The sequence below is a fragment of the Undibacterium sp. Di26W genome (assembly GCF_049340265.1).
In the GTDB taxonomy this organism is placed as follows: domain Bacteria; phylum Pseudomonadota; class Gammaproteobacteria; order Burkholderiales; family Burkholderiaceae_D; genus Undibacterium.
Genome location: NZ_JBMPOR010000003.1, coordinates 17,692 through 43,150 on the forward strand (window position 1 = coordinate 17,692; position 25,459 = coordinate 43,150).

Genomic DNA, 25,459 nt, shown 5'->3' on the forward strand with positions numbered 1-25,459 from the left:
TGCCTGCGCGGCTTTCGTCTTGCATTTTCCGACGAAAGCAAAAAAATTCTGACGAATCCCGGATAGCGGGGATTCAAACTGATTGAGCGGTATCAGAGGTAGTATGAAAAAGACCTTGTATTTTTACTGTGTGGCGCATAGTATTATGCTGTGTGGTACACAGTATGTGGAAAACAGGAAGGAATACGGCATGTCAGAAGACCGTCTGGACAAAATGCGTCTGGAATTAAGGCGAGGCGCACTGGTGTTGGCGGTGCTGGCTTCGTTGCGGCAGGCCCAGTATGGCTACTCCTTGCGCAAATCCTTGTTGGAGCATGGCATAGACATGGATGAGGGGACCTTATACCCCCTGGTGAGGCGGCTGGCGGATCAGGGCTTGCTGAACAGCGAATGGCAACAGGGCGAAGGCCGGGAAAGGCGTTACTACGCCCTGTCGCCCGAGGGTGTGGAATTACTGGAGAAGTTGACGCAGGAATGGCAATTGCTCAATGGCGCACTGGCCACTATTTTGGAGACCGGCAAATGAATCTGCTGCAAAAATATATACAGGCAGTCAAACAGGAACTGCCTGCACAGCAACGGGAAGACATAGGACGTGAATTGCAGGCGAATATCCTCGATCAACTGGATGCCATTCATGAACAGACCGGCAGGGAAGCAACTCAGGACGAGGTTGCTGCCATCCTGGAAAAACTCGGCCATCCGGCGCGAGTGGCAGCAGGCTATGCACCGGAAATGCCGCTGGTCAGCGCCGAGCTGATGCCTGTCTACAGGCAGGTGCTCAGCTACGGCATGGGGATAGCTTTGTTGCTACAAAGCCTGAAAAGTGCGGCGCTCTTCATGCAAGCCGGACATGACAGGATCATGCGTGCATTGCTGCAATTGCTGGCAGGTTTTATCGATCAGGCGACCTGGATTTTCATGATAGTGACTTTGCTGTTTTATGTTGGGGCACAAACAGGCGCACTGTCTTACTGGACCGTCAAAAAGGACTGGCGTGTCCAGAATTTGCCAGACCAGCGCTATGACTGGCAACACATACGCGGCAGCGATCTGGTGACCGATCTGGCAAGTTGTGGCTTTGTGCTGCTGCTGATCTGGCATAAGCTATGGATGTCGGTGCAGGGTCTGCAAGAGCTGCGGGTGGATTTTTCGTCCGCTATGTCGGTTTATTTGCCGTGGATGACGATACTATTATGCGCATCTGTGCTGTTCAGTATATGGTGTGTATTCCAGCCAGTCTGGAGTAGCTTGAAATTACGCCTTAACATGGTACAGAATGTGTTGTATGCCCTGCTGTTTCTGCTATTCAGCCAGCTTGATGCATTGATCGTGAATACGGGCGTACCGGCCATTCTTGATCTGCAAAGACTGGACAGGGTCATACGCCTGGCTTGTCTGGTATATGCCATATATCTGTTGTACCAGACTGTGCGTGACGGACGTCGCCTGATGTCGCTGCGCCAGACAAATTAGTTATGTAATTGGCTGCAATAGCAAACAGCTTTTGATACTTTTACTTGATACTTAATACTTGATACTGATGCTTCGATGTTTAACCTAACTTGTGTAAGGAAAAAAGATGGACATAGACCCTATTGAAACCGTGGAACAACTGACGGAAGATCAGAAAGACGATAAGCAAAACAAGATCATCCACCAGTTGAACATTATGGTAGCGATTACGGTCGCTTTGCTGGCGACCTTCATGGGTATATGCAAGGTCAAGGATGACAATATCGTCCAGGCCATGCAGCAATCACAGGCCAACAAGATCGATCATTGGGCGTTTTACCAGGCCAGGAACATGCGGGAAGAATTGGCCAAGTCAACCGAATTGCAATTACGCCTTGCAGCCAAAAACGTGCCTGCAGACCAGAAGGCGGACTATCAGGCTGCCATCGACAGCTATGCAAAATTGGGCAAAGAACAGCACGAGAAAAAAGAAGAACTAAAAAAACAGGCCGAGCAAGACCAGGTCGATTATGACAATGCCAATTACAAGGATGACCAGTTTGACTTGTCAGATGCCTTACTGGCGATTGCGATTTCTTTACTGGCGGTGACGGCATTGACCAGGCAGCGCTGGCTGTATTTCGTGACGCTGGTACCTACCGGCTTTGGTGTGCTGATGGGCCTGGCGGGATTAATGGGCTGGCATATTCATCCAACGGCGCTGGTGGCTTTGTTGTCTTGAACTATCTGGAAAAGAAGTGAGTGGCAGACGAGTAAATTTTAATTTTGAAAGTTGAAAATATGTTATTGTCTTCGAGGTTTGTGGGCGGGTATTCCATGCATCCTGCCTGCCATGCTAATGCTGCTATTTACACCAAAACCTCACCTTAAAATCAAAGGACCTGACATGGATATTCAACTGAATTTTATCAACAATTCGAATGACGTTAATAATTCAGAAATCGTCATCTTCCAAAAAAATGTGGCAAATTTTGACGAATTGTCCGTTGCCTGGATGGTCATCAGATACTGCGGTGTTGGTGACAACTACCCATTTACTTTTCCCATGAGCATGTATGTTTGTGCCAGCGATTCATGGGGCAACTATTCGCCGCAGCTAGCCGCGAAGACTGGCGATCTATTTAGTATGGCGTTCACGACTTCCGGTGACAGGCTGCTTCCTTCTGGCAATGGCACCAGCCCCAAGGAAGTACAAGTCCGTAATGAATTGTCGAAAGGTGCTATCAATGCATCCATTTATAAAAGTGGGAAATTGCTGGCAACTAAAACTTCCATTGCTCCGGAGCAAAAAGCAGTGTTTGAATTCAAGCCAACAATCTGGATAGGCGTAGTTTCACAGATAGTGCAAGGTGAGGTCATGAACTCAGCCATTATTTCGGATATCAATACTGAATTGTCACTGCTAGGTATAGCGAGTGCGGACATTGTCATGACCGGCGGTGGGCCAGGTCCCAATTCCACGCCTTTTTCTTTTAATCTGGAAAATATCGTCATGGCCTGAGGCCAAGTTCAGGGTTTGCCAGGCGGGTCCAGCCTTATGACGGCCATTGGTGGGGGCTCGTTCGGCAGCCATTTTTGATGGATGCGGGCGAATTGGCCTTCCTTCTTCAGCCAGCGCAAGGCATCTTCCCAGGCCTTGATGGTGGCTGCTGAAGTGGATGTAGAAAAAGCCAGATACAGTTCCAGGCTATCGAGAACTTTAACCTTTTCGACATCGTCAGCAGTATGGCCTATGTCCTTCAGCACAGAAGAAACCACCAGGCTACCTTCCACCCATAAATCAAAACGTTTGGCCAGCAACATATTGGCAATGATTTGTGGTGTCGGTGCCTGTTCTATGTTTTGAAAACCTTTCTTGCGCGCGGTATCTGCGAAGATACTGGAACGATAGGCACCCACCTTGAGTTTCTGTATTTCATCACCCATGCTGTACAGCCGTGCGGCATTCCCCTTGCGCGTATATAAAGACGTGGTCGAGATGGCGATGGGGCCAAGCAAGACCATGAGCTTTTCGCGCTCTTCTGATCTGCCTACAGTGAATAACAGGGTATTCGGTTCTTCCAGCAAGGCTTTGTAGCCGCGTGCCCAGGGTACGACCTGGATAGGCTGATTACTGCCCATATGTGCCTGCATGGCATGCACCACTTCCACTGCCATGCCTTCGGCCTTGGAACCACTGCCAAAACTGATGGGTGGCCAGTCTTCAGTAAAGATTTGCAGTTCTTGTGCCTGGGTCCGCGCATGCGTGTGCGTGCATAGCAGACAAACCACGCAAGAAAATACCAGCATGGCACAGGCATGGCGCAAGCGCTGGCGTGAAGACAAAATGTGGAGTGATGCAGCAAGCATGATGGAACGGCATGTTATTGTGAAAAAAATATCGCCAGATCGAAAGAATCTGAAAATTAGCGTAATCAGAATTTACAACAGTTACGTAAATAGCGGTAGCAGCACAGGTAAAACATTTAGGACTTACGTAAAACTGCCCCAGCTGCGTTGCAGCTCCTCTCCTAGGAGCCGCGTACTAAAGTACTGTCTTCGTCGCTACGGTGTAGTCGGGGTTTCAGGCAACATGTTGCCTGCCGACGTAACGGCCCTCCCCTGTAAGGGAGGTTTCCTAAAAGCGTTAGCCTTGCTGGGACAGTTTTGCGTAAGTCCTAACATTGTCAGCGCTTGTGCCAAAGTGCAGCGGACACCACATCATTGCATTTCATTGGCCGATGACAGGCCTGGGTCTGAACGGCGTCAATGCTGACGAATCAGTGACAGCGCCGTCGCATGAAAAAAAACAGGAGGCGTATTGCCTCCTGTCCGATGTTGCAGCGATCATTACTGCGGGCTGCATTGTTGTCCGCACTGCCGTTACTGATTAGCGTTCGCGTTCGTTCAAGCCATGTTGCTTGGCTTTGGTTTCTTCTTTTTCTTTCGGTTTTTCTGCTCTTGGTGCCGGTGCTGGCGCTGGGGCCTGCATCGGTGCCGGCATTGCTACCGGTGCAGGTGCAGGGCGTGCTTCCACGCGTGGTGCTGGCTGTGGCTGTTGCTGTGGTGCAGGTGCCATTTGCGGCGGACGTTCTACCGGTGGTGTGTAGCTGGCGCGTGGGCGCTCAGCCGGTCTTTCGACGACAGGGCGATCCGGCATGCGTTCCACGGCTCTTTCATTGCGTGTTTCGCCCTGGCCGTTATTGTCCCATGATCTGCTACCACCTTGTCTTGGTGTCCGGTCGATATTGTCGGCAGGGCGAGTATTGGGTGCCGTCATGATGGCATTATTGGCCGGGCTATTGGTGTTAGGGCTATGGACAGGTGTATTGATTGAATTACCTAGCGTTGCACCGATGCCGCTGCTGACAGGCGGATTGCTTACTGTTGGGGCTGGGTTTTGTGCAGGTGGCACATTGTTTTGTGGACGACCTGCATAATTATTCTGCCCGCCATTACCGTACTGACGCACGCCAGTATTGTTATCTGCCGGTCTTTGGTTAACCGCAGGATTAGTATTCACCGGTGCGTTGACACTGGCTGGCGGTGCGACGGTCACTGTATTGGCAGGCGCGGTTTGTACCGGCGCTACGTTCACTGATGGGCGGTTGTTAGCATTGTTGCCGTTATTGGATATGCCATTGCCATAGCTGCGGTTTGTTGCATTGTCCTGTGGACGGGTAGTTGTATTGACATTGCCCATGGGCGCGTTGATACCTGCGCCTTGCGGTACCCCTTGTGACTGTGCATTTTTCAAAATTCTTTGACGGTACTGATCTCCGTTCGGTACATTTTGTGGACGGGCTTCGCCAAAGCGGTTGTTATTACCGGGCACCAGGGCAGGTGCTTCGGTGACCACCGGGGTGCGCTGGTTTTCCACGATGACCTTGGTGGTTGATGCAGGCAAAACATGCTCACCACGCACAAAGGTTTGGGTCGGCACAACGGTGACGGCATTACGTATATTCTGGTTCACATACACACCGCGATTATTGTTGATGACGGTGTTGTTGATGACGACGTTCTGATTCAGTCTCTGTATATAGTTGGTGTTATGCGTGTAACCGGGGTGATAGGCTTCACCAGGACCGAGTGGGAACCAGGCAACACCAGGTGTATTGCGGTGACCATTTGAAGGATTGATGCCTATATTGCTATTGCCAACAAAAGCAACCAGTGCTGGTGCATAGACAGGGCGCTGATGCACATGATACTGACCCGGCACCCAGGCCCAGCGCGTGCCGACATAGGCCCAGCGGCCATAATGATACGGTGCAAACCCCCAGGGTGCACGGTCTATCCAGGTCCAGCCCCATGGGGCAACCCAGACCCATTTACCATCGCGGTAAGGTGCCCAGGTGCTGCTGACCTGTCTTGGGTACCATACGGCACCATATTCGACTGTGGTTTCCCACGCACCATAATCATCCAGCTGTTCATAGCCTATGACTTCACGTGATACATAGCGGGCTGTCGTGACATTTTCTTCGGCACGGTCACGGTCTGCGGCCCACATGTCGAAGGTATCCGGAGGAGGTGCAGAACCGATCTGCGTATGCTGAAGATTGCTGCCGGAAAAGCGCGATTGCTCACCGGCACGGATGGTGATGGTATCGCGATCGCCCAAGGCGATGCCGGTACCAATGCGCACCAGGATGGTGGTGCTGTTGTCGGAATTGACAGTGATTCTGTATTCACCCGGCTCTTGCACTGAAAATACCAGATTCGGTGTGCTGACATCAAAATTTTCTCTACCCGCCAGCGTGCGTACGCGCAAGATCATGCTGCCTTGCTTCATGTCGATCTGGGTATTTTCATCATTGAGGGTGGTAAAGCTGATACGCGAGCCTTCTTGCAGCCGCACGGCATTCGCGCCTACATGCAATTCAGCCCTGCCGGATGGCGCGACCATCAGGCTGTCACCGCTAGCGATGGGGCGGTTTGGTATCAGCGTGGACCAGTTGTCGGTGCCAGCATCAGCAAAACTGATATTGCCATAGGAATAGCTGACCCTGGCAACCCGCCCTGGCGGCTCATCCTGCGCCCGGGCAGGGGCTTGGACAAACAGGGTGGCAATCAGCAATGCAGCGATGCTGAGGACTGGGGCAGAACGAAGATTTGCACTCATTTGTCTCTTCCCGGCAGAAGGGGTAATTTAAAAATAATGGGACTGTTTTATCCATAACGCATGAAAGGGTGTTTTGGATGTCAAAGAATTCCATAAAGTTGAATTTTTTTGATTTGTTGCCGGTCTGGCATGCCAGGTGTTGGCGGCGATGAACTGGGGTGTATCTGGCTTCAGTGTGATAGCGGGAATCAGCGGTGCAGTGGCAGCCTTGACCGGCGCGATGGGTTTTTTCCCTATGTGCGTTGTTTGCCGCAAGCCTGTTGCGCGTCAATCTGGCGAGGGCGCTTGGGTCATGACAGCCAGTGTGCAACGCGATCAACTACGTTGGCATATAGGGCAGGCACTGCCAGATTGACTGATCTGGCAGTGCCTGCACCTGGCTTACATCAGGACGTTGATAATGGCATTCCCTATGCCCAGGATAGCTGCGCCGGATATCAGGCCGGCACTGATGGCTTCGCAGCCTTCTACCCAGAACGTATGTTCTTTCGTGCCTTGTTTCGGGTTTTTCTTGCCCATGTACCAGAATATCAAGGCACCCAGCCACATGGCGAAGCAGGATTCTGGCGGCAATACCACGCCCAGGCCTATGGACACGGCAGACAGTGGCAGGCGGCCACGGGTAATGACATTGGTGATTTCAATAAAGGCAGCGCACAAACCGGCGACTGCCATGGCGATGACGGCAGAAGTCGGCAAGCCACTGATGCCCTTGGCGATAATTTCGGCCACGCCTTTCCACTGCAGGGCGGATGGGAATGCAAATTGCTCGCTGACGATGGTGGCCGTGCTGCGTATGCCTGCGTGATCAGGCGGCAGGAACAGCAGGAAAAACAAGGGTACACACGCCAGCGCACCCGAAAAAATGCCGATGATATGGCCGATTACCTGATGCCTGGGTTTGCCACCCAGCATATAACCTGGTTTGATGTCAGACAGCAGGGCCGATGCATTGAAGGCGATGTCTGACGTCATGCCGGCTGGCAACAGGTTGTTGGCCGGATTGCTGCGGTCTATGGCACCCATGCTGAATTGGGTGATCTTTGCCAGTGCACCGATAGGTGCCCAGGAAGTCAGTGCCATGGCATTGATACAGATGATGGTCAGCACAAAAATCAGCGGGAAGGCGACCATGGCCATGATGAAAGGAACGCCGAACAGCAGGTTCACCAGCCAGGCCGCAAATATACACAGCAGGGGCACACCGATGTAAGAAATCCACAGCGGTACTTCAATATCTTTCAAGGGATCGGGGCCGGTATCTTGAGCCTTGTTGCCATTGCCGGTCATGGATTTGAAGGCAGCCTTGAACAGTTCGGGCTTGGCCAGCAAGCCCACCATGGAGCCAACCACCATCATGGTGACACCCCACCACAAGCCCCACTGATTGACGATCTCGGTGCGTGAGATAGGGACCACGGTGCCATTCGGCATGGTACGTGCTGCGATATCACCTTTTTGTATCATCCACGGTGCCAGCAATGCAAAGTTGATAAAGGCACCCAGCATGACGCTGCTGGCGACCCGTATGCCCATCAGGCCACCCACGCCGAACATGGCAACATCCAGATTCAGGCGCAGGCCCAACTGGCGTATGTCAGTGCCGAGTATGTTGGGTATCCACCAGTGGAGTTTGGTGGCAGCCGTGTAGTAATAGGTGTCCAGACGTTCGGGCAGATTCCAGGCTTCTGTCATGCCTGCCCATTTATCCATGCGCAGTATCTTGAACTGTATCAGGCGCATCCAGCCATCACTGACTATCATCTGGTACAAACCGGCGAACAGGCTGGTATAGCCCAGCAGTTTGGCTTTGTACAGGCCACTGCCGGCTCCATCGGTGTACAAAGAATCGAGCACCACGCCACAGGCGCGGCCTTCCGGGAAGGGGAGTTGATCTTCATTGACAAAGCGGCGCTTCAGCGGAAAAGCGACCAGTACCCCGATCAGCGCCACCACCGTGACCCAGACCATCATCTGCCACCAGGGAATGATTTTGCCGGTGATCAGCATATATGCAGCCAGACTGGAAATCAGCGGATTGATCATGTATCCGGCCGCAGTGGCGATGGATTGCGTACAGTTGTTTTCCAGTATGGTGTAGTCAGAGGTGATGCCCAGGCCATGCAGAATACGGAAAATCGCAAAGGACAAAATCACGGAAGTCAGGCCGACACCTATGCCTATGCCGGTCTTGGCACCGATGTACAGCGCCGTAGCCGCCAGTATGCCACCCAGCAAAAAACCGGTCAGCGCCGAGCGCAAGGTCAGTTGCGCCATATCCTTTTGGTAGATATTGTCAAACCACCACTGATCTTTTTGGCGTCGTGTCCAGGTGCGTATCTGTGCTTCGTCCAGTTGCTGCAGAGCCATATGTTCTCCATTTTGGGTCGGACTTACACAAAATTGCCCCGCGGCGTGGTGGTCCCTTGCTGGAACAATTTTGTGTATGTTCTTGTTCTGTTAGTAGTACCACATCCTTGTGAGACGCTTCTTATGCTCAGAGTCGCGCCATGGGTCGGTTTCGTGATGTTTGATCATGGGCGGTAGCGCAATATAGTGTTAGCCGAACAGCGTGTCAATTTTTGTATTCAGCCTGATTTTTTGCAGGTTTGAACTTGACTGTATGCGTGTGGTCCAAGCACAGTAAAATACTTGCAACAAATTAAAGCCAGGACATGTCATGACACTCAATCAGCTTGCCGAAGCCTATGTAAAACTGGTCCTTGCCACTGGCCAGCATGACCCGGGTTATGTTGATGCCTATTATGGCCCGCCGGAATGGCAGACAGAAAGTCAAAAATTGCCTCTGAGCGAGCTTTTGCAACAGGCAGAAGAATTGACCAGGCAAGCGTACTCCCTGCCACCAGCAGCGGCCGGACAAGAGTTGCGCCAGGATTTCCTGCGCCTGCATGTGGCTGCCTTGCGTACCTACATCGCCCACCTAGCGGGGACGACACTGTCCTTCAATGAAGAATCCCTGGCCTTGTATGATGCCCGTTCACCAGACTTGAGTCCGGCTGACTTTGAACCCATCCTGGCTGAACTCGATCAGCTTTTACCCGGTGATGGTGATTTGAATACGCGCCTGAGCAGCTACAACAAGCAATTTGAAATTCCGCAAGACAAACTTGATGCCGTTTTCAGTGCTGCCATCAATGAAGCCCGGGCACGCACCAGGAAATACATCAACCTGCCGGAAGAAGAAAGCTTCAAGGTGGAATATGTGAAGGACCAGGTCTGGAGCGCCTACAACTGGTACAAGGGAAACAGCTATAGCCTGATACAGGTGAATACCGACTTCCCGATGTTCATCAGCCGCGCCATCGACCTGGCCAGCCATGAAGGCTACCCCGGTCACCATGTCTTCAATTTATTGATTGAAAAACACCTGGTGAATGAAAACAGCTGGGTCGAATACAGTATCTACCCGCTGTACTCACCCATGTCTTTTCTGGCTGAGGGCAGTGCCAATTACGGTATCGAAGTCGCTTTTCCGCATGCAGAGCGGATGGCTTTTGAAAAAGCCCAACTATTCCCGCTGGCAGGCATCGATCCGGCCAGGGTGGAACATTATTACCAGGTGCAGGCCGTGCTGCAAAAGCTGTCTTACGCCGGCAATATGGTTGCCAAACTCTATCTGGATGGTGATATCGACACCGAGGCCGCCGTCGCCATGCTGATGAAATATGCCTTGTCGGACGAAGCCAGGTCCAGGCAGCGCTTACGCTTTATGGAAAGGCATCGTTCCTACGTCATCAACTACAACCTTGGTCAGGATATGACCAAGGCCTATGTAGAAAAATTGTCGCAGCCGGGTAATGAACACAGTCGCTGGCAAGTGTTTGCCGAACTCTTATCGAAACCCAAGACAGCTTCCATGATGAGGTAAGCTTCAAGCGATTGCCAGTATCTGGCGTGCCTTGTCGACATCCGGGCTGCGGTAGGCTTTTTCCGGAATGCTTGATAGTGTCGACGGATGCAATTGCTGATTGTCCAGGCCATAAAATTTTTGGAAGCTCATGATCAGCGGTTGCCACTTGTCGGGATCGACCCGGTCAGGGTTGCCATCCAGCAGGATAGAAGCATCCAGATGCAGGCGCTGTATGCGCAATTCGAAAGTCAGAATGCCACCGCGCAGCAGGGCTTCGTCGTCGGCGATGCCATGCATGGCGGCGACCGTAGCTTCCTGCTGTACCAGGCATTCCTGCACGCGCGGTGCTGCCACTGTTTCTGATGCCTGGGGTGTCAGGCCCGCCAATGCAAACTTGTTTCTTTCCAGACGGTAGCCGCGTGCAGTCTTCCAGGCCGACATGGCATCGGAACCGGTGGTCAGTGCCAGCCGGTTAACTGCAGCCACTTCATTCACAGAAGCCAGGTTCAATACACAGACACCATTGCGTTTCAGATTGCGTGCGGTTTGTGATGTCGAACCCACACCTATCATGGCCCGCCAGCCCAGCCAGAATATGGATGAGATCGGTGCCAGATTAAAACTGCCATCTTCGTTGACGGTGCTGACCAGGATGACCGGGGTGCCAAAATATAAAATGGCTGATTCGCTATTGATATGCATTTCTTCCTCGCTTGTGGGTGGTGATGGAGGAAGTATGCGACTTGAATTTTATTTGGGCTGGCCAGAAACGGACATGAAATTTGCGGGACTATTCTTGCAAAGCACCAGGCATATTGGATGGCAAAACCCAAAAGCAAGCTCACAGCAAGCAGAGTGAAAATTTCCGGCTGAATGGATGATCGAATTTTTCACTCTGGTAAAAATTTCGTCAACCAGTCAATTGCTGATACATCACGGTAATCTTGTCCATCACTTCCAGTATCCGTTCACTGGTGGTTGCCACATTGCTGGCAGACAGGCGTTGCAGTTTTCCGTCGCTGTTTTGGTGCAGGGCTGTGTCGAAGAAGACCCATTGGGATTGGGCGAGTAACAATTCATCTTTCAACCGGGTATTGCTGCCACTGGCGGCTTGCAGGGTTTGCATGGCAGCGGCGAATTCCTTGCGAGTGGTTTCGATTGTGGCCGCCGCGTTGGCCGGGGCGATATTCCAATTTGTGGCTTGATACAGCTTGGCCAGACGTTGCGATAACATGCGTTGACGGCCCGCCAGGTTGACCAGTTTTCCTGTGCTGCCACCGGCATGTTTTTCCAGTTGCATGGTCACCTCGTCAGCCATTTGCAGCAGGTTTTCGCTGAGCTTTAATACGGTCTTGGCATCCCCTTTATTGGGTGCCTTGCCAACTAGGGTTTGCTTGTATTCTTGCCAGGTTTGTTCCATGCGGGACAAATTGCCGCGTATATCGGTGGTCGGGGCAAATGCATGTAACTCTACCAGTTGACGGTCAAAACTGGACATCGACTGATCGAGGATTTTCTTTGAGGTTTCTGTTTCCACGTCCAGGCCAATTTGCAGATAGGCCTTGGCCAGCCTTTGTGTCAGCATACGTTGGCGACCCGCCTTGTTGATGGCGTCGTTGATGTTTGTTACCTGGGCTAGTGCGCTGAATGGTAGTGACAGACCACCAGCCATGATGAGGCCACCGGTGATAAATGTTCTGCGTTGCATGCCAACTCCCTGTGCGTATCGAATGTAATGACGCTCAGGCTAGGCTGCTGATGCACGAAAGACCATTCCTCGATGGAACTAGGCCGGCTGGTTTCATACACAAGGTTTGATGTAACACAAACTTGTAGGTCATCCAGCTTACTATCTATGTTACTTTTTGTGATCTGGCATGGGGCTTAATGCGCGTAGCGGTATTGGTGCCGACATGATGATGGAGGTGCGGGTTTCTCCATAATGATTGATATTGCCGACAAAACTTTCCAGATGGCGCAGGTCCGTCGTCGCCACGCGCAGCAGGAATGAATCCTGTCCCGTCACATGCAGGCATTCCAATACCTCGGGCAGGGATTTGAGAAGGGTGATCAGGTTGACTTTTTGGGGTTGCGGCACGGTGATGCCGATTACAGCCTGGACTTGCAAGCCAATGGCTTCGGCATTCACTTCTGCTCTGTATGCCCGAATGACGCCCGCTTCTTCCAGGCGTTTTACTCTTTCAGATGTGGCCGGCAGGGACAAACCTGTTTCATCAGCGAGTGCCTTCAAGGAAATGCGGGCGTCGCGTTGCAGTGCTGCCAGGATTTTCCAGGCTTTGGCATCGATATCCATAATATTTAAGTCAAGATGCAGATTTGCAAGAATAGTTAAGGCAATGTAGCAGTTCTGCCTGAATTTTTCCATGTGAATGAACAAGAAAAATCTTCATACTTGATACATGTTTTTCTTGGAACCTGTTTACGATCTTACTGCGCGTGCGTGATCGGGGCTCATGCGCTGCTCAAAATGCTCATGTACTTAGAGTACATTCCGCTTTTTGCGCTGCTCTTCAACCCGCTGACGCTCGCTACAGATCGTAAACACGTTCTTATTGTTAGGGGTATCCATGGAGTGGAGTTTATTTTTTAAAGCAATGCTGATAGGTCTGTCGATTGCAGCGCCGGTTGGCCCCATAGGCTTGTTGTGTATACAGCGCACGCTGAAACATGGCATGCGTACCGGCTTTGTCAGTGGTATGGGGGCGGCCTGCGCTGATGCCGTGTATGGTGCCATAGGGGCTTTTGGCATGGTGGCCGTTACTGATTATTTTGTGTCGCTGAGTACGCCGTTGGCGATAGCCGGGGCCTTGTTCCTGGCATGGATGGGAAGTAAGCTGATCTTGAGCAAAGCCCAGGCCGCGGATCAGGACGAGACAGGCAAACAGCCTGTCGTCAAAACATTTTTATCCATATTTTTGCTGACCATCACCAATCCCATGACCATCGTGTCCTTCATTGCCGTGTTCGCCAGCATCGCTGGCCCGGTTGCGGTGCATCCTTCTGCTGCAGCCTTCATGGTCACAGGCGTGTTTATAGGATCAGCCTTGTGGTGGTTAATCTTGAGTAGCGGTGTGGCATTGATACGCAAGAAAATCAGCGCTGCAGTAATGACGCTTATTAACCGCACAGGTGGTTGCTTGCTGCTGGGTTTTGCCGTTTGGCAAATACTGAGTGTGGGTAGTTGGGTGTAAGCCGGTTTGGCCGGTTGGGTCGGTCGGGTCGGTCAGTAATGCGCAGGAGTCGCTAAGTGGAAAAATTTCCGTATTGTGGCATTACCTGTTTCAACGTAGAGTACTAGAACTCATTTCATAAATAGGGGTGAGATGCGTTTGTCTCATAACGTGGGCTGGCAAGGCGGACGAGGCAGTCAATAGCGGGTCTATTGACAACGAGTCCAACGCAGTCCAGCACGCGTTATGAGGCAAACCCTCCGGGAGCTGGCGATTCGGGCGCATTGCAGCGTTGCGCCGCTTGCTAAGGCACCAGCCTTAGCTGCGCGTCGCGCCTTGCACTGCATCCCGAATCGCCTTGCTCGCACTCATCCCTATTTATGAAATGAGTTCTAACTTCACGCTGAAGGTAACAAACGAAAGCATCCAGAATGAGTAAACTTTTTTCCGCCGCCTGCGAAAGAAACAGCGCCCCTATTTTGCAAGCCATCAAGCCGGTATTGACAGGCTGTCAGAGCCTGCTCGAAATCGGTAGTGGCACGGGGCAGCATGCGGTGACTTTTGCGCAGCATTTGCCGCATGTGCTATGGCAAACCAGTGACCGGCTGGAATACCATCCCAGCATACTGGCCTGGATGGACGAGATGGCTTTGCCAAATGTATTGCCGCCGCTGGAATTGAATATAGGTAAAACCGCATTTCCAGAACAGCAGTTTGATGCCGTGTTTACGGCTAATACCTGCCACATCATGGCATGGGAAGAAGTGGAACGGATGTTCGCTGGTGTGGCCAGGGTGCTGGAAAAACCGGGCCGGTTTTTAATCTATGGTCCCTTCAATTACGCAGGTGAATTCACCAGCGCCAGCAATCAGCAGTTTGATACATTGCTGAAGCAGCAGGCGGCGCATATGGGTATACGCGATATTGAAAAGATCATCGAACTGGCAGACAAACACGGCATGCGCTTGCAGGATGATGTCGCCATGCCTGCCAATAATCGTTTGCTGGTGTTGGTGAAGTAAACCTGAACTTGTATACGCACCGCATGTCGAAATAGAAGGTTGCGCCACCCGCGCCATCTTCGTCATATCAAATTTTATTGAACGGTGCGTGTGGCGTACCCTTGTTCAATGTTTAAGCGGGCGTATCCAGATGTGCCGTGATCACGGTGTGCGCAATCAGATCCAGTGTTGGCCTTGCCTTGTTTGCCCGTCCAGACCTTGGGTGTCAGTGCACCGGACAGTGACAGGCTGTCGGCATCTCCCAGTGACAGCAAGGTAGCGCGAGCCGCATCGTTGAAGGCAATGACGTTGCAAATGATGAAATCACCGTTATCCGTCGCAGCGCGCACTTTACAGGTGACATAGACAGAACCATTTTGTCCTGCACGTTCTTCGACCTGGCCATAGATACGTCCGGCGATGAATACGTCTATCGTGGATGTTTCTTTCGGGTGTGTTGGCGAGTTTGAGCTTTTCCCGCGAACATACATGTGTTTGACTGGCGATGCAGGTCACTGGATTGCACTTGGGCTGCAATCCAGTGAGAATGAAGTTTAATGCCTATCTTGCCTTGCTCTTGTTACCAATAACTGACAGTCAGGTTGTTGGACGTATATGCGGCGTATCCATAAATGGCAATATAAAAATCTCCGGCTGGAGGTGTGCCAACAGTGAAAGATTCATTATTGCCATTTAAGGCCGGGCGAATTTCCCATTTGTTTAATGTCGGATAGCCGCCCCAGCGAAAATACACATCACCATCGCCAATTTGCGGACCAGTCATATTTACACTGAGATTACTTGTTCCTGCAGGAACAGAGATCTTGAAATATTTCCAGCTACCGGTTGCACCAGAAATACCTTGCACGGTTTGGCCATTGATCAATACCTGCGTAGGTGGCAGGGTATCCATTTTATAGGCGCGTATTTTTGCATCATAGCCAGTACTTGTATTGTAGCTATGCCAGCCAACCAAAAAATTACCTGCCATGTCCATTGCTACTTTACTTGCTGCTGAGCCATCGCCATTTGGTGTGCTGACAAAAAATTCATCTGCGACTGGTGTTCCGTCGCTTCTGAATTGCCTTGCTTTGATGGCAGCTTTGGAAGCTGGGACAGATAGTTCATCGTCGGTATTCCAGGTTGCAACGAAGCTGCCATCATCCATCATTGCCACAGAGAACGATGGTTCTCTTGGCAGGGCGGTCGTGTTGACCCGAATGGCATCATTCACAGGATTGCCGTATTCATTATATCTTTGTATGTAAGCATTCCAGATGCTGGTATTGGGCTGATTATCGTTCCAGGTAACGATAAAGCTTCCTGAGCTGTTCATCGCAATTTGCCCACCAGTTTGTGTGCCCGCCGTATTCAGGTGCACAGTTGCTGGTGCTGTAATGGGCGAACCGGAAGCATTAAACCGACGTATCCATACATCAGGCACAGAAGAAAGTATATTCATCCAGGTGACTGTGATGTTGCCGCTTTCGTCAAAGGCTAAGTCACTTGAGCCCAAAATAGCTCCATTAGTGGATTGGGCGACGGTAATAGCATTACCAACCTGAGTGCCAGTTGCCGTGTAGCGTTTTAAAAATAGTGTGGAAATGGAGCCCGCATATTCAGAATACAGTACGGCGAAACTGCCATTGGATGCCATGCCAACCCCACCACCCGTGTTTGGAAAGGAGCTGAAGCGTATGGGCGCAGTAATCAGGTTGCCATTGCGGTCGTACAGGTTAACAAAATAGCCGGGTTGGGGAATATTTTGTGATTGGGACATGACAGCGAAATTCCCTGAGCGGGTTGTCGCGATGCCATAACCCCGTTCAAGCTGAAGCAGCATCTTGTTCGGTGAGAGTATGCCGGCCGTATCAACGCGCTGTACATAGTGGGTGTTTTGAGTTTCATCCCGCCATAACACCAGTTTTTCACCAGTTGGGTTTGAAGTAACACTGACCAGCAATTGGTTGCCGGGTAAATAGGTATTGACAGTAATGGCATCGCCAACAGCTTCGGCGTAGGCTGCGTGAGAGCACAGTGTTGCGCCAGCAACGAAAAGGAGCGAAGCCAAATTTTTGAATAACATGAATGTCTTTCTTGGTTGTTGAGTGAAATGAGTCAGAGCCATACAAACTGATGGTTTGATGATTTGTTGAGCAGGGTAAATTGATGATAATAAAATATTATTACATTAACATTAAAAATGTTTTTTATGCAATCAATACTTAATATTGGCTTTATTTACCGTGCTATTCATCTCTCATTCACTTAACCAACTTAACCCACGCCCGCCAAACTATTCCCCCGGACACTAGCTGCACGATCCCTCTGGTCGCAATCCTCTCCGTCATTTCTTCTTGTTGTTGCTCCGTTTCATCACGTACGGGTTCTGCCTCAGCAAAACCGAGTGGAGCTGGGCGTTGTAGCAAGTACGGCTGCCACTGCTGGCTGCGTTCGCGCAGTATGGTTGTCGCTTGCTGGGCCGCATGTTGAAATAGCAGAGTGCGCACGGCGCACTCTACTGCTTATCAACGGCATATCAACGTTTACTCAGCGGTATTCAAATGCGCCGTGATCACGGTATGCGCAATCAGATCCAGTGCCGGCCTGGCCTTGCCTTGTTTGTCGGTCCAGACCTTGGGTGTCAGTGCACCGGACAATGACAGGCTGTCGCCATCACCCAGGGCCAGCAAAGTTTTGCGTGTTGCATCATTGAAGGTGATCACATTGCAGATGATGAACTCACCGTCATCCGTTGCAGCGCGTACTTTACAGGTGACGTAGACAGTACCATTTTGTCCTGAGCGTTCTTCGACCTGGCCATAGATACGTCCGGCGATTAATGCGTCTATCATGTTGAGTCCTTTTTTATTCCTGTTTGCCAACTGACCAAGATTTGCGCAGCTTGCGCATCTTCAGGATATTTTTACCCAGGTTCCTGCGCCACGGATTGTTCTTGACGCACTGGTATTCGACATAGTGGGTGACGTCTGGCCCCCAGCGGGTTTTGGATACATCGTCGCCGACAGACAGATTGATGCGTTTCAAGCCCTGGGTAAATGCCCACTGGATGATTTCTGCTTGCAGCGTGGTCATGATGCTGTATTTGGCATAGTGCAGGTCATAGCCTGAATAGTACAGGTATAACTCATCGCCCATTGCAAAAGCCATGCGCATGGCGACGGTCTTGCCGTCCAGTTCCAGGCCAAACAGCATGATTCTGCTGGCAAACGGGCTGTCCAGCAAGGCCATGATAAAGCTGCGATGTTTGTCGTCAGCAAAATAATCTGGATGTTCTACCGTGCCTGTTGCTGTGGCGCGGGCGTTGTGCAGAGCATAGAAGGCATCGAGGTTTTGCCGCACTTCTGCATTGCCGCGCCACACCTGCAGCCTGGCCTGCAAGTTATCACGTGTCAGTGAGTTATAGCAGTGCCGCAGCGATTCCTTGATATTGCGTTTCAGGCCGGTCTTGAAGCTGGACCAGTCGGTATCCAGGTGCAGGATGAAATTTGGGATATCCCTGGTTTCCAGCGGATGCACGGCAGTGTTGGTTGCCAGAAAATGCGCGGCATGTTCCCTGGTGTGGATGACCTGGAATTCGGTCAGGCCAAAGGTTTCCTGCTTCGACAAATCTTCCCATTGCTGTAATATGGTTTCGGTATAGGCGGGCAGGGTCAGCGGGATACGGATTTCAGTGAGGTTGGGGTCCGCACCAAACGGACGTACATAGCGATAGATGAACAGATTGTGGAAGCCGACGTGGGTATTGGTCAGCGGCATGACGGCAACCAGTTGCTGGTCCTGATATAAGGTGCAGATAGCCAGTTCATCTTTGTGAAACCACGAAGAATCTGAAAATACTGTCCACCAGACCCGGTTCCAGTCAAACGTCTGGAAGGGCAGTAAATGCGCTACCTGTGTTTCCAGTTGACGCCAGGACGCCGCCAGGGCATCAAAGCCGGCTTCGGTAGTAAGGACAAATTTTTCTGGGTTCAACATCAATGGGAAATTCTGGTAAGACACGAGCCGTCAGCTTGTCAGTAAATACATCATCTCTAATTCAACAGGAATATCGACGTAGCGGCTATCAAGTCGGCGTTTATGCCACGTTCCTGCGGGAATTGCAAGCCTGTAAAGTAGTGGGGGTTGCTTAGTCTGGACATTAATGCATTTTTAGTCTGAATTACACCGGAAGTTGTTATCTTCATCTTGAATGGAATGGTTATATGCCTGAATTACGTCAAATGCTGCTGCGTTGTCTGTGTTTCCTGCTTTTGAGCTTGTTGCTGCCTGTTGGCATGGCGCTGGCGGATGAGGCAACACCGCAAGTGCTGATCGACGTCCAGCGCCTGGCCAGTGAAGACATGGCGGGGCGGGCCAGTGATACCGCGGGTAATGCGCAAGCGCGTGATTATATTATCCAGCGTCTGAAGCAGATCGGTGTCCTACCCTGCGGGCAGGATTTCGTGCAGGAATTCACCTTCCAGACGCGCCTTGGAGAAAGCAAGACGGGGCGCAATATCCTGGCTTGTCGTGCCGGTAGCCTGGAAGACCATGCCAGCGCTGCCAGGATGGTGATTTCTGCCCACTATGATCACCTGGGTGTGCGTGACGGCAAAATCTACTACGGTGCTGACGATAATGCCTCTGGCGTCGCTGCGGTGCTGGCAATTGCCGGGGCCATGCAAAACCAGCCGCCCAGGCATGATGTGATGTTTATCCTGTTCGATGCCGAAGAGGTCAATCTGGGTGGTTCCCGTGCCTATACGACACAGGCTGCGGCTGATCTGGCACGGATAGGCATGGTGATGAATTTCGACATGATTGCCCGTGGCGACAAGGGAGAGCTGTATGCCAGCGGCACGCATCAACTGCCCGTATTGAAAACCTTGCTGGCACCGCTGGATGGCAACCAGGGTGTGAAGCTGATGTTTGGTCATGACAGGGTGGAGCAGGGCACCGATGACTGGACCAAGCAGTCAGATCATTATCCTTTCGTCGCGGCCGGGGTGCCGCATATCTATTTTGGTGTTGAAGACCATGCTGATTATCATCAGCCTACGGATACGGCGGACAAGATCAAGCCGCAGTTTTACCTGGGAGCGGTAGATTTGCTGTCGAAAGCCAGCTATTTGCTGGATCAGGCCTTGCTGACGATGAATTTCAGAAATAAGCAGTAAAAGACTACTGCCAGGTCAGGGGAGGGCGCAACGCAGCGCAGGTAAAGGAGACACGGAGGAAGGCAGAGAGGGAAGAAGGCAGAGATGGAGACCGCAGACATGCCATGCGCTGCCTTGGCAGCGCATGTTTTTGGGAGAGGCTCAATCGCGCAGGCTGATCAGGATGCGCAGTACGTACCAGAACATCATGGCCACAGAGGCAAACAATTGCAGTGATGCGCCCACGTAACGGTCTTCCGGATAATGATGGATGACATTCGATGCATCATACAAAATCGCCGCACCGGACAGTCCTACCATGGCGACACTGAAGAACAGGCCAAGCTGGAAACCAAATATCAGGCCGCCAGCGATCAGGACCAGTGCTACCAGGCCAGCCCATTTCAGGATACTGCCAAGGAAAGAAAAATCCTTGCGTGACATGTAAGCCACGCCGACCAGGCCTACGGTTGCCAGTACGGTAATCAGGCCGGCATTGGCGATGGCACCAGGCGCAACCTGGTTGGCAATGAACAGCAGGGGGATAAAGATAATGGCTTCGGCCAGGATGTAGGCAGCCAGTGCCACATATTGCATGGCCAGACTTTCGACAGTATGGGCGGCCCGTGAAGCCAGCCAGCCCACCAGCATGAAGGCACCAAGTATGATAATCCATGACATGCTCAGCATACCTTGGGCCAATACTTCTGCTACACCGGTCTTGAATAAGACGACTTCAATCGCCGTAAAGCCGAGAATGGCACCGCCGAGGTGATTAAAAGTCTTGCTGATAAAGCGCTCACGCGCAGGTCCGTAACCTTGTTGGGTACTTGCCAGTTCCATGGATATCCCTATCTTAGAATTGCCTTAAACCTTTAAAAGGTAAGTGGCTTGGTTTATTAGGTAGCCTGCAAAAATTGCAAGTCATGCCTGATTCTACAATAGCCATTGCGATATAACAAATTTTTACAATTCAAGTGTGGTGCAGGGTCTGGCATGGTTTTGCTGGTTTTTATCAAATTGCCTGCACTTTTATTGTGCAAATAGCTTGAATAATGGACAAGTGATCCGATTGATGTGGCGGCAGCGCTCAACAAAGAAAATAAAGCTTCAGTTCGTTACAAAATCACCCACTTCAGGCTCAAACTTCGTGTAACTTACGTCTATAATGCCCGCAGCAAAAATGCGGGTTTTTTTATTGACATCATCACGCGGCTATTCATGAATACATTAATCTGGTTTGTCATTCTGTACTGGGTCATCTCTGTGGGGATAGGTCTGTATGCCGCCCGTTATGTGAACAACTCCAAAGACTATGCCGTTGCCGGGCGTTCCCTGCCCATGTACGTGGTGACGGCAACCGTGTTTGCGACCTGGTTCGGTTCCGAGACGGTGCTGGGCATTTCGTCTACGTTCGTCAAGGATGGTTTGAAAGGTGTGGTCGCTGACCCCTTTGGTTCATCCCTGTGCCTGATATTTGTCGGCTTGTTTTTTGCCCGCCCGCTGTACCGCATGAACTTGCTGACGATCGGTGATTATTACCGTAACAAGTTTGGCCGTACTGCCGAAGTCATGGTGACGATGTGTATCGTGGTATCTTACCTGGGTTGGGTTGCTGCCCAGATCAAGGCGCTGGGCCTGGTGTTCAGCGTTGTGTCCGGGGGCTATATTTCCATGGATATAGGCATGATCATCGGTGCTGGCAGCGTACTGATCTATACCCTGATGGGGGGCATGTGGTCGGTGGCGATCACGGATTTCCTGCAGATGATCATCATTGTGGTCGGCATGCTGTATATAGGCTGGGAAGTGTCGGGCATGGTCGGTGGTGCCGGTGTGGTTATAGAACATGCTGCCAATGCCGGCAAGCTCGATTTCTGGCCTGCACCTACCGCCAAGGAAAGCCTGTGGTTCTTTGCCGCCTGGATAACCATGATGCTGGGCTCGATACCGCAGCAGGATGTATTCCAGCGTGTGGCTTCATCGAAAAATGAAAAAATTGCCGGGAATGCATCAGTACTGGGTGGTGTATTGTATTTTTGCTTTGCCTTTATCCCCATGTTTTTGGCTTATTCGGCAACCCTGATCGATCCTAAAATGGTGGAAAGCCTGATCGACAAGGATTCGCAACTGATTTTGCCTACCCTGATCATGACCAAGGTGCCGATGCTGGCCCAGGTGATGTTCTTTGGCGCGCTGCTGTCTGCCATTAAGAGTTGTGCAAGTGCAACTTTGCTGGCACCTTCCGTGACCTTCTCTGAAAACATCCTGAAACCATTCTTCCCCGAGCAAAGTGACAAACAATTCTTGCGGATGATGCGTATAGTCGTGCTGGTTTTCACGGTCATCATTACTATTTTTGCCATGAATACCGAATCCAGCATCTATAAAATGGTGGAAAATGCCTACAAAGTAACCCTGGTGGCTGCTTTTGTCCCGCTGGCTTTCGGTTTGTACTGGAAGCGCGCGACCACACAGGGTGGTCTGGCATCTATCATTCTTGGTATTGTTTCGTGGGTAAGTATGGAGGTCTTGGTTCCTGAAGGCTTGTGGCCGCCACAACTGGTGGGCGTATTGATGAGTATGACAGGGATGATTATGGGTTCTTTACTGCCCCAGTTCAGTCGCAAGACCATGGCGGTATAGGTTCGACACAGGTCCAATACAGGTCCAACATAAGCCCGACATTGGTCCTGGCATAGACCTGGCTGTGATGCAATGCGCAAATTCTGATCAAAAACCTTTATAATTCAGGGTTTTATCAGTTTTTTTAGGGGCAAAGCCATGCCGATTTATGCTTACCGCTGTCAAGAATGCGGATTTGCCAAAGATGTATTGCAAAAGATTTCCGATGAACCGCTGAGCGTATGTCCAACATGCGGCAAATCTTCTTTTACGAAACAGGTCACCGCTGCCGGCTTCCAACTCAAAGGTTCGGGCTGGTATGTCACTGACTTCCGTGGTGGTTCCGGCGGCGCAGCGGCAGCGCCCGCAAGCGAATCTGCACCGGCATCAACTGAGCCGGCCGCAGCCGCTGCGTCTACCGCAGCCCCGGCCCCAGCACCAGCACCAGCATCGTCAACGTCAGCAGAAGGTAATCAGGCTGTCTGACCGGCATTTGCCCCAGTTTGTTTTGTCTTATTTATCAAGAGTGAATCGATTACCATGCGTAAATACTTTATTACTGGCCTGCTGATTTTAGTGCCCCTGGCAATTACGCTATGGGTGCTGCATGCCGTTATCAGTACCATGGATCAGTCATTGCTGCTGTTGCCGATTGAATGGCGACCAGAAAAACTGGTCGGTTTCAAGGTATTGGGCATCGGTACGGTGCTGACCTTGTTGATCGTTTTTGTCACCGGCTTGCTGGCACAGAATTTTATCGGCAACTATGTGGTCAAGGCCTGGGAAAGTCTGTTGCAGCGCATTCCCATCGTCAGTTCGATATACTCTAGTGTCAAACAGGTATCGGATACACTGTTTTCGTCTTCAGGTAATGCGTTTCGCAAGGCGGTGCTGATTGAATATCCGCGTCGCGATTGCTGGACGATTGGTTTCCTGACTGGTATACCGGGTGGTGATGTGGTCAATCATCTGAAAGGTGACTTTGTCAGCGTGTACGTGCCGACGACACCCAACCCGACATCCGGCTTCTTTTTGATGTTGCCGAAAGATCAGGCGATAGAATTGGATATGAGTGTCGATGCCGCACTCAAATACATTGTTTCCATGGGCGTGGTGGCTCCCGAGCATCTCCCCACCAAATAAATGATGTGGTTACCCACCGCATCAAATCATTTTTAATTTTGAATACAGACAGGTAAGAAATATGTCCATGCGTACCCATTACTGCGGCCTCACTACTGAGGAATTACTCGGCCAAACCGTCAGCCTGTGTGGCTGGGTGCACCGTCGTCGCGATCACGGCGGCGTGATCTTTATTGACTTGCGTGACCGCGAAGGCCTGGTGCAGGTTGTTTGTGATCCTGATCGTGCTGATGTGTTCAAAGCGGCAGAAACAGTACGTAATGAATTCTGCCTGCGCATTACCGGTGTGGTACGCAGCCGTCCAGAAGGTACTGGCAATGCCAACCTGAAATCCGGCAAGATCGAAGTACTGGCCCATAATGTCGAGGTCTTGAATCCTTCCGTCACGCCACCGTTCCAGCTCGATGACGACAACCTGTCTGAAACCACACGCCTGACCCACCGCGTGCTGGATTTGCGTCGTCCGCAAATGCAAAACAACCTGCGTCTGCGTTACAAGGTAACGATGGAAGTCCGCAAGTTCCTCGATGCGAACGGCTTTATCGATATCGAAACACCGATGCTGACCAAGTCCACGCCTGAAGGCGCACGTGACTACCTGGTGCCATCGCGTGTCAACGCCGGTAACTTCTTTGCCTTGCCACAATCACCGCAGTTGTTCAAACAATTGCTGATGGTGGCCAACTTTGACCGTTACTACCAGATCACCAAGTGCTTCCGTGATGAAGATTTGCGTGCTGACCGCCAGCCAGAATTTACCCAGATCGATTGCGAAACTTCCTTCATGAACGAGCAGGAAATCCGCGACATGTTTGAAGGCATGATCCGCCTGGTCTTCAAAAACACGCTGGACATCGATCTGCCAAATCCTTTCCCTGTCATGGAATACGCGGAAGCGATGGGCCTGTATGGTTCCGACAAGCCAGACATGCGCGTCAAGCTGCAATTCACAGAATTGACCGACGTCATGAAAGACGTGGATTTCAAAGTATTTGCGGGTGCCGCGAATATGGTCAATGGCCGTGTCGTTGGTCTGCGCGTACCTGGCGGTTCTGCCATCACTCGCGCAGAGATCGATGCCTATACGCAGTTCGTCGGTATCTACGGTGCCAAAGGTCTGGCCTACATCAAGGTCAACGAAAAAGCACTGGGCCGTGATGGTCTGCAATCGCCTATCGTCAAGAACATCCATGATGCAGCTCTGGCACAAATCCTGGAACGCACAGGCGCACAAGATGGCGACCTGATTTTCTTCGGTGCAGACAGAGCCAAAGTCGTGAATGATGCGATCGGTGCGCTTCGCGTGAAAGTCGGTCATAGCGAATTCGGCAAAGCCAATGGCTTGTTCCAAGATGTCTGGAAACCATTATGGGTGGTTGATTTCCCGATGTTTGAACATGATGAAGAAAACGACCGCTGGACCGCGACCCATCATCCATTCACAGCACCAAAAGATGGCCACGAAGATTTGATGGAAACTGATCCGGGCAAGTGTATTGCCAAGGCTTACGACATGGTCCTGAACGGTTGGGAACTGGGCGGTGGTTCTGTCCGTATCCATCGTGCTGATGTACAGAGCAAAGTATTCCGTGCATTGAAGATTGATGATGCAGAAGCGCAATTGAAGTTCGGCTTCTTGCTGGATGCATTGCAATACGGCGCGCCTCCACATGGTGGCCTGGCTTTCGGCCTGGATCGTATCGTTACCATGATGACCGGTGCAGAATCCATCCGTGACGTGATTGCGTTCCCGAAAACCCAGCGTGCGCAATGTCTGTTGACACAGGCACCGTCTGAAGTTGACGAGAAACAATTGCGTGAACTGCATATCCGTTTGCGTGCGGTTGAACCAAAAATCGCGTAATTTCTTTACTGACGACAGCGGG

Annotated in this window: 24 protein-coding genes; 13 read left to right on the forward strand and 11 right to left on the reverse strand. The window is 51.3% G+C overall.

The window, feature by feature from the left end:
* Positions 1 to 190: 190 nt before the first annotated feature.
* From ACO0LM_RS04450 to ACO0LM_RS04465, 4 genes are all read left to right on the forward strand, one after another.
* Positions 191 to 526: a PadR family transcriptional regulator gene (locus tag ACO0LM_RS04450; protein ID WP_423034697.1), complete on the forward strand. Its 336-nt coding sequence runs from the start codon at positions 191 to 193 to the stop codon at positions 524 to 526.
* Positions 523 to 1,476, forward strand: coding sequence for a hypothetical protein (locus tag ACO0LM_RS04455; RefSeq protein ID WP_423034699.1), 954 nt, complete (start codon positions 523 to 525; stop codon positions 1,474 to 1,476). Before ACO0LM_RS04450 ends, ACO0LM_RS04455 begins: the two co-directional genes overlap by 4 nt.
* A 106-nt stretch (positions 1,477 to 1,582) precedes the next feature.
* The gene (locus tag ACO0LM_RS04460; protein ID WP_423034701.1) at positions 1,583 to 2,197 is read left to right on the forward strand and encodes a DUF4337 domain-containing protein; all 615 of its coding nucleotides are present in this window, start codon (positions 1,583 to 1,585) and stop codon (positions 2,195 to 2,197) included.
* A gap of 165 nt (positions 2,198 to 2,362) precedes the next feature.
* Positions 2,363 to 2,977 (forward strand): hypothetical protein, encoded by a 615-nt coding sequence (locus tag ACO0LM_RS04465; protein WP_423035240.1) that lies wholly within the window; start codon positions 2,363 to 2,365, stop codon positions 2,975 to 2,977.
* An 8-nt stretch (positions 2,978 to 2,985) separates the two neighbouring features.
* Here the strand turns inward: ACO0LM_RS04465 and ACO0LM_RS04470 are convergent, their stop codons facing one another.
* Both ACO0LM_RS04470 and ACO0LM_RS04475 read right to left on the reverse strand, forming a co-directional pair.
* Positions 2,986 to 3,825 carry a substrate-binding periplasmic protein gene (locus tag ACO0LM_RS04470; protein WP_423034703.1) on the reverse strand — a complete coding sequence of 280 codons (840 nt, stop codon included), beginning with the start codon at positions 3,823 to 3,825 and terminating at the stop codon, positions 2,986 to 2,988.
* 520 nt (positions 3,826 to 4,345) lie between these two features.
* Positions 4,346 to 6,583 carry a DUF6600 domain-containing protein gene (locus ACO0LM_RS04475; RefSeq protein WP_423034705.1) on the reverse strand — a complete coding sequence of 746 codons (2,238 nt, stop codon included), beginning with the start codon at positions 6,581 to 6,583 and terminating at the stop codon, positions 4,346 to 4,348.
* Positions 6,584 to 6,731: 148 nt separating this feature from the next.
* On the opposite strand from ACO0LM_RS04475, the gene ACO0LM_RS04480 reads away from it, so the two are divergent.
* Complete coding sequence (locus tag ACO0LM_RS04480) at positions 6,732 to 6,938, forward strand: hypothetical protein (protein WP_423034707.1); 207 nt, start codon at positions 6,732 to 6,734, stop codon at positions 6,936 to 6,938.
* A gap of 26 nt (positions 6,939 to 6,964) precedes the next feature.
* Here ACO0LM_RS04480 and ACO0LM_RS04485 read toward each other — a convergent pair whose 3' ends face one another.
* A complete protein-coding gene (locus tag ACO0LM_RS04485; protein ID WP_423034709.1) occupies positions 6,965 to 8,953 on the reverse strand; it encodes an OPT family oligopeptide transporter in 1,989 nt (662 codons plus the stop codon).
* 310 nt (positions 8,954 to 9,263) lie between these two features.
* Here ACO0LM_RS04485 and ACO0LM_RS04490 point away from each other — a divergent pair, with 310 nt between their 5' ends.
* Positions 9,264 to 10,472 (forward strand): hypothetical protein, encoded by a 1,209-nt coding sequence (locus ACO0LM_RS04490; protein ID WP_423034711.1) that lies wholly within the window; start codon positions 9,264 to 9,266, stop codon positions 10,470 to 10,472.
* 3 nt (positions 10,473 to 10,475) lie between these two features.
* Here ACO0LM_RS04490 and ACO0LM_RS04495 read toward each other — a convergent pair whose 3' ends face one another.
* From ACO0LM_RS04495 to ACO0LM_RS04505, 3 genes are all read right to left on the reverse strand, one after another.
* On the reverse strand, positions 10,476 to 11,156 hold the full coding sequence (locus tag ACO0LM_RS04495; RefSeq protein WP_423034713.1) for a flavin reductase family protein: 681 nt from the start codon (positions 11,154 to 11,156) through the stop codon (positions 10,476 to 10,478).
* Positions 11,157 to 11,364: 208 nt separating this feature from the next.
* Entirely contained in the window at positions 11,365 to 12,162 is a 798-nt protein-coding gene (locus ACO0LM_RS04500; RefSeq protein WP_423034715.1) for a type IV pili methyl-accepting chemotaxis transducer N-terminal domain-containing protein, read from the reverse strand.
* A 150-nt stretch (positions 12,163 to 12,312) separates the two neighbouring features.
* Complete coding sequence (locus tag ACO0LM_RS04505) at positions 12,313 to 12,768, reverse strand: Lrp/AsnC family transcriptional regulator (RefSeq protein WP_423034717.1); 456 nt, start codon at positions 12,766 to 12,768, stop codon at positions 12,313 to 12,315.
* A gap of 274 nt (positions 12,769 to 13,042) precedes the next feature.
* Between ACO0LM_RS04505 and ACO0LM_RS04510 the strand changes: the two genes are divergently transcribed.
* The gene (locus ACO0LM_RS04510; RefSeq protein WP_423034719.1) at positions 13,043 to 13,666 is read left to right on the forward strand and encodes a LysE family translocator; all 624 of its coding nucleotides are present in this window, start codon (positions 13,043 to 13,045) and stop codon (positions 13,664 to 13,666) included.
* Positions 13,667 to 14,076: 410 nt separating this feature from the next.
* Positions 14,077 to 14,667, forward strand: a complete 591-nt coding sequence (locus ACO0LM_RS04515) for a DUF938 domain-containing protein (protein ID WP_423034721.1) — start codon at positions 14,077 to 14,079, stop codon at positions 14,665 to 14,667.
* A gap of 74 nt (positions 14,668 to 14,741) precedes the next feature.
* Here the strand turns inward: ACO0LM_RS04515 and ACO0LM_RS04520 are convergent, their stop codons facing one another.
* From ACO0LM_RS04520 to ACO0LM_RS04535, 4 genes are all read right to left on the reverse strand, one after another.
* The gene (locus tag ACO0LM_RS04520; RefSeq protein ID WP_423034723.1) at positions 14,742 to 15,137 is read right to left on the reverse strand and encodes a hypothetical protein; all 396 of its coding nucleotides are present in this window, start codon (positions 15,135 to 15,137) and stop codon (positions 14,742 to 14,744) included.
* An 89-nt stretch (positions 15,138 to 15,226) separates the two neighbouring features.
* Positions 15,227 to 16,732, reverse strand: coding sequence for a PPC domain-containing protein (locus ACO0LM_RS04525; RefSeq protein ID WP_423034725.1), 1,506 nt, complete (start codon positions 16,730 to 16,732; stop codon positions 15,227 to 15,229).
* Positions 16,733 to 17,192: 460 nt separating this feature from the next.
* Positions 17,193 to 17,501 carry a single-stranded DNA-binding protein gene (locus tag ACO0LM_RS04530; protein WP_423034727.1) on the reverse strand — a complete coding sequence of 103 codons (309 nt, stop codon included), beginning with the start codon at positions 17,499 to 17,501 and terminating at the stop codon, positions 17,193 to 17,195.
* A 13-nt stretch (positions 17,502 to 17,514) separates the two neighbouring features.
* On the reverse strand, positions 17,515 to 18,669 hold the full coding sequence (locus ACO0LM_RS04535) for a GNAT family N-acetyltransferase (protein WP_423034729.1): 1,155 nt from the start codon (positions 18,667 to 18,669) through the stop codon (positions 17,515 to 17,517).
* 203 nt (positions 18,670 to 18,872) lie between these two features.
* Between ACO0LM_RS04535 and ACO0LM_RS04540 the strand changes: the two genes are divergently transcribed.
* Entirely contained in the window at positions 18,873 to 19,826 is a 954-nt protein-coding gene (locus ACO0LM_RS04540; protein ID WP_423034731.1) for a M20/M25/M40 family metallo-hydrolase, read from the forward strand.
* A gap of 141 nt (positions 19,827 to 19,967) precedes the next feature.
* On the opposite strand, the gene ACO0LM_RS04545 is transcribed toward ACO0LM_RS04540, so the two are convergent.
* On the reverse strand, positions 19,968 to 20,648 hold the full coding sequence (locus ACO0LM_RS04545) for a Bax inhibitor-1/YccA family protein (RefSeq protein ID WP_422988239.1): 681 nt from the start codon (positions 20,646 to 20,648) through the stop codon (positions 19,968 to 19,970).
* A 378-nt stretch (positions 20,649 to 21,026) separates the two neighbouring features.
* Between ACO0LM_RS04545 and ACO0LM_RS04550 the strand changes: the two genes are divergently transcribed.
* The 4 genes from ACO0LM_RS04550 (at position 21,027) to aspS (ending at position 25,437) form a co-directional block, all read left to right on the forward strand.
* Positions 21,027 to 22,451: a sodium:solute symporter family protein gene (locus tag ACO0LM_RS04550; RefSeq protein ID WP_423034733.1), complete on the forward strand. Its 1,425-nt coding sequence runs from the start codon at positions 21,027 to 21,029 to the stop codon at positions 22,449 to 22,451.
* A 138-nt stretch (positions 22,452 to 22,589) separates the two neighbouring features.
* Positions 22,590 to 22,916: an FmdB family zinc ribbon protein gene (locus ACO0LM_RS04555; protein ID WP_423034735.1), complete on the forward strand. Its 327-nt coding sequence runs from the start codon at positions 22,590 to 22,592 to the stop codon at positions 22,914 to 22,916.
* 54 nt (positions 22,917 to 22,970) lie between these two features.
* Complete coding sequence (locus ACO0LM_RS04560; RefSeq protein ID WP_423034737.1) at positions 22,971 to 23,573, forward strand: DUF502 domain-containing protein; 603 nt, start codon at positions 22,971 to 22,973, stop codon at positions 23,571 to 23,573.
* Between the two features lie 61 nt (positions 23,574 to 23,634).
* The gene (gene aspS, locus ACO0LM_RS04565) at positions 23,635 to 25,437 is read left to right on the forward strand and encodes an aspartate--tRNA ligase (RefSeq protein ID WP_423034739.1); all 1,803 of its coding nucleotides are present in this window, start codon (positions 23,635 to 23,637) and stop codon (positions 25,435 to 25,437) included.
* The last annotated feature ends 22 nt before the right edge of the window (positions 25,438 to 25,459 follow it).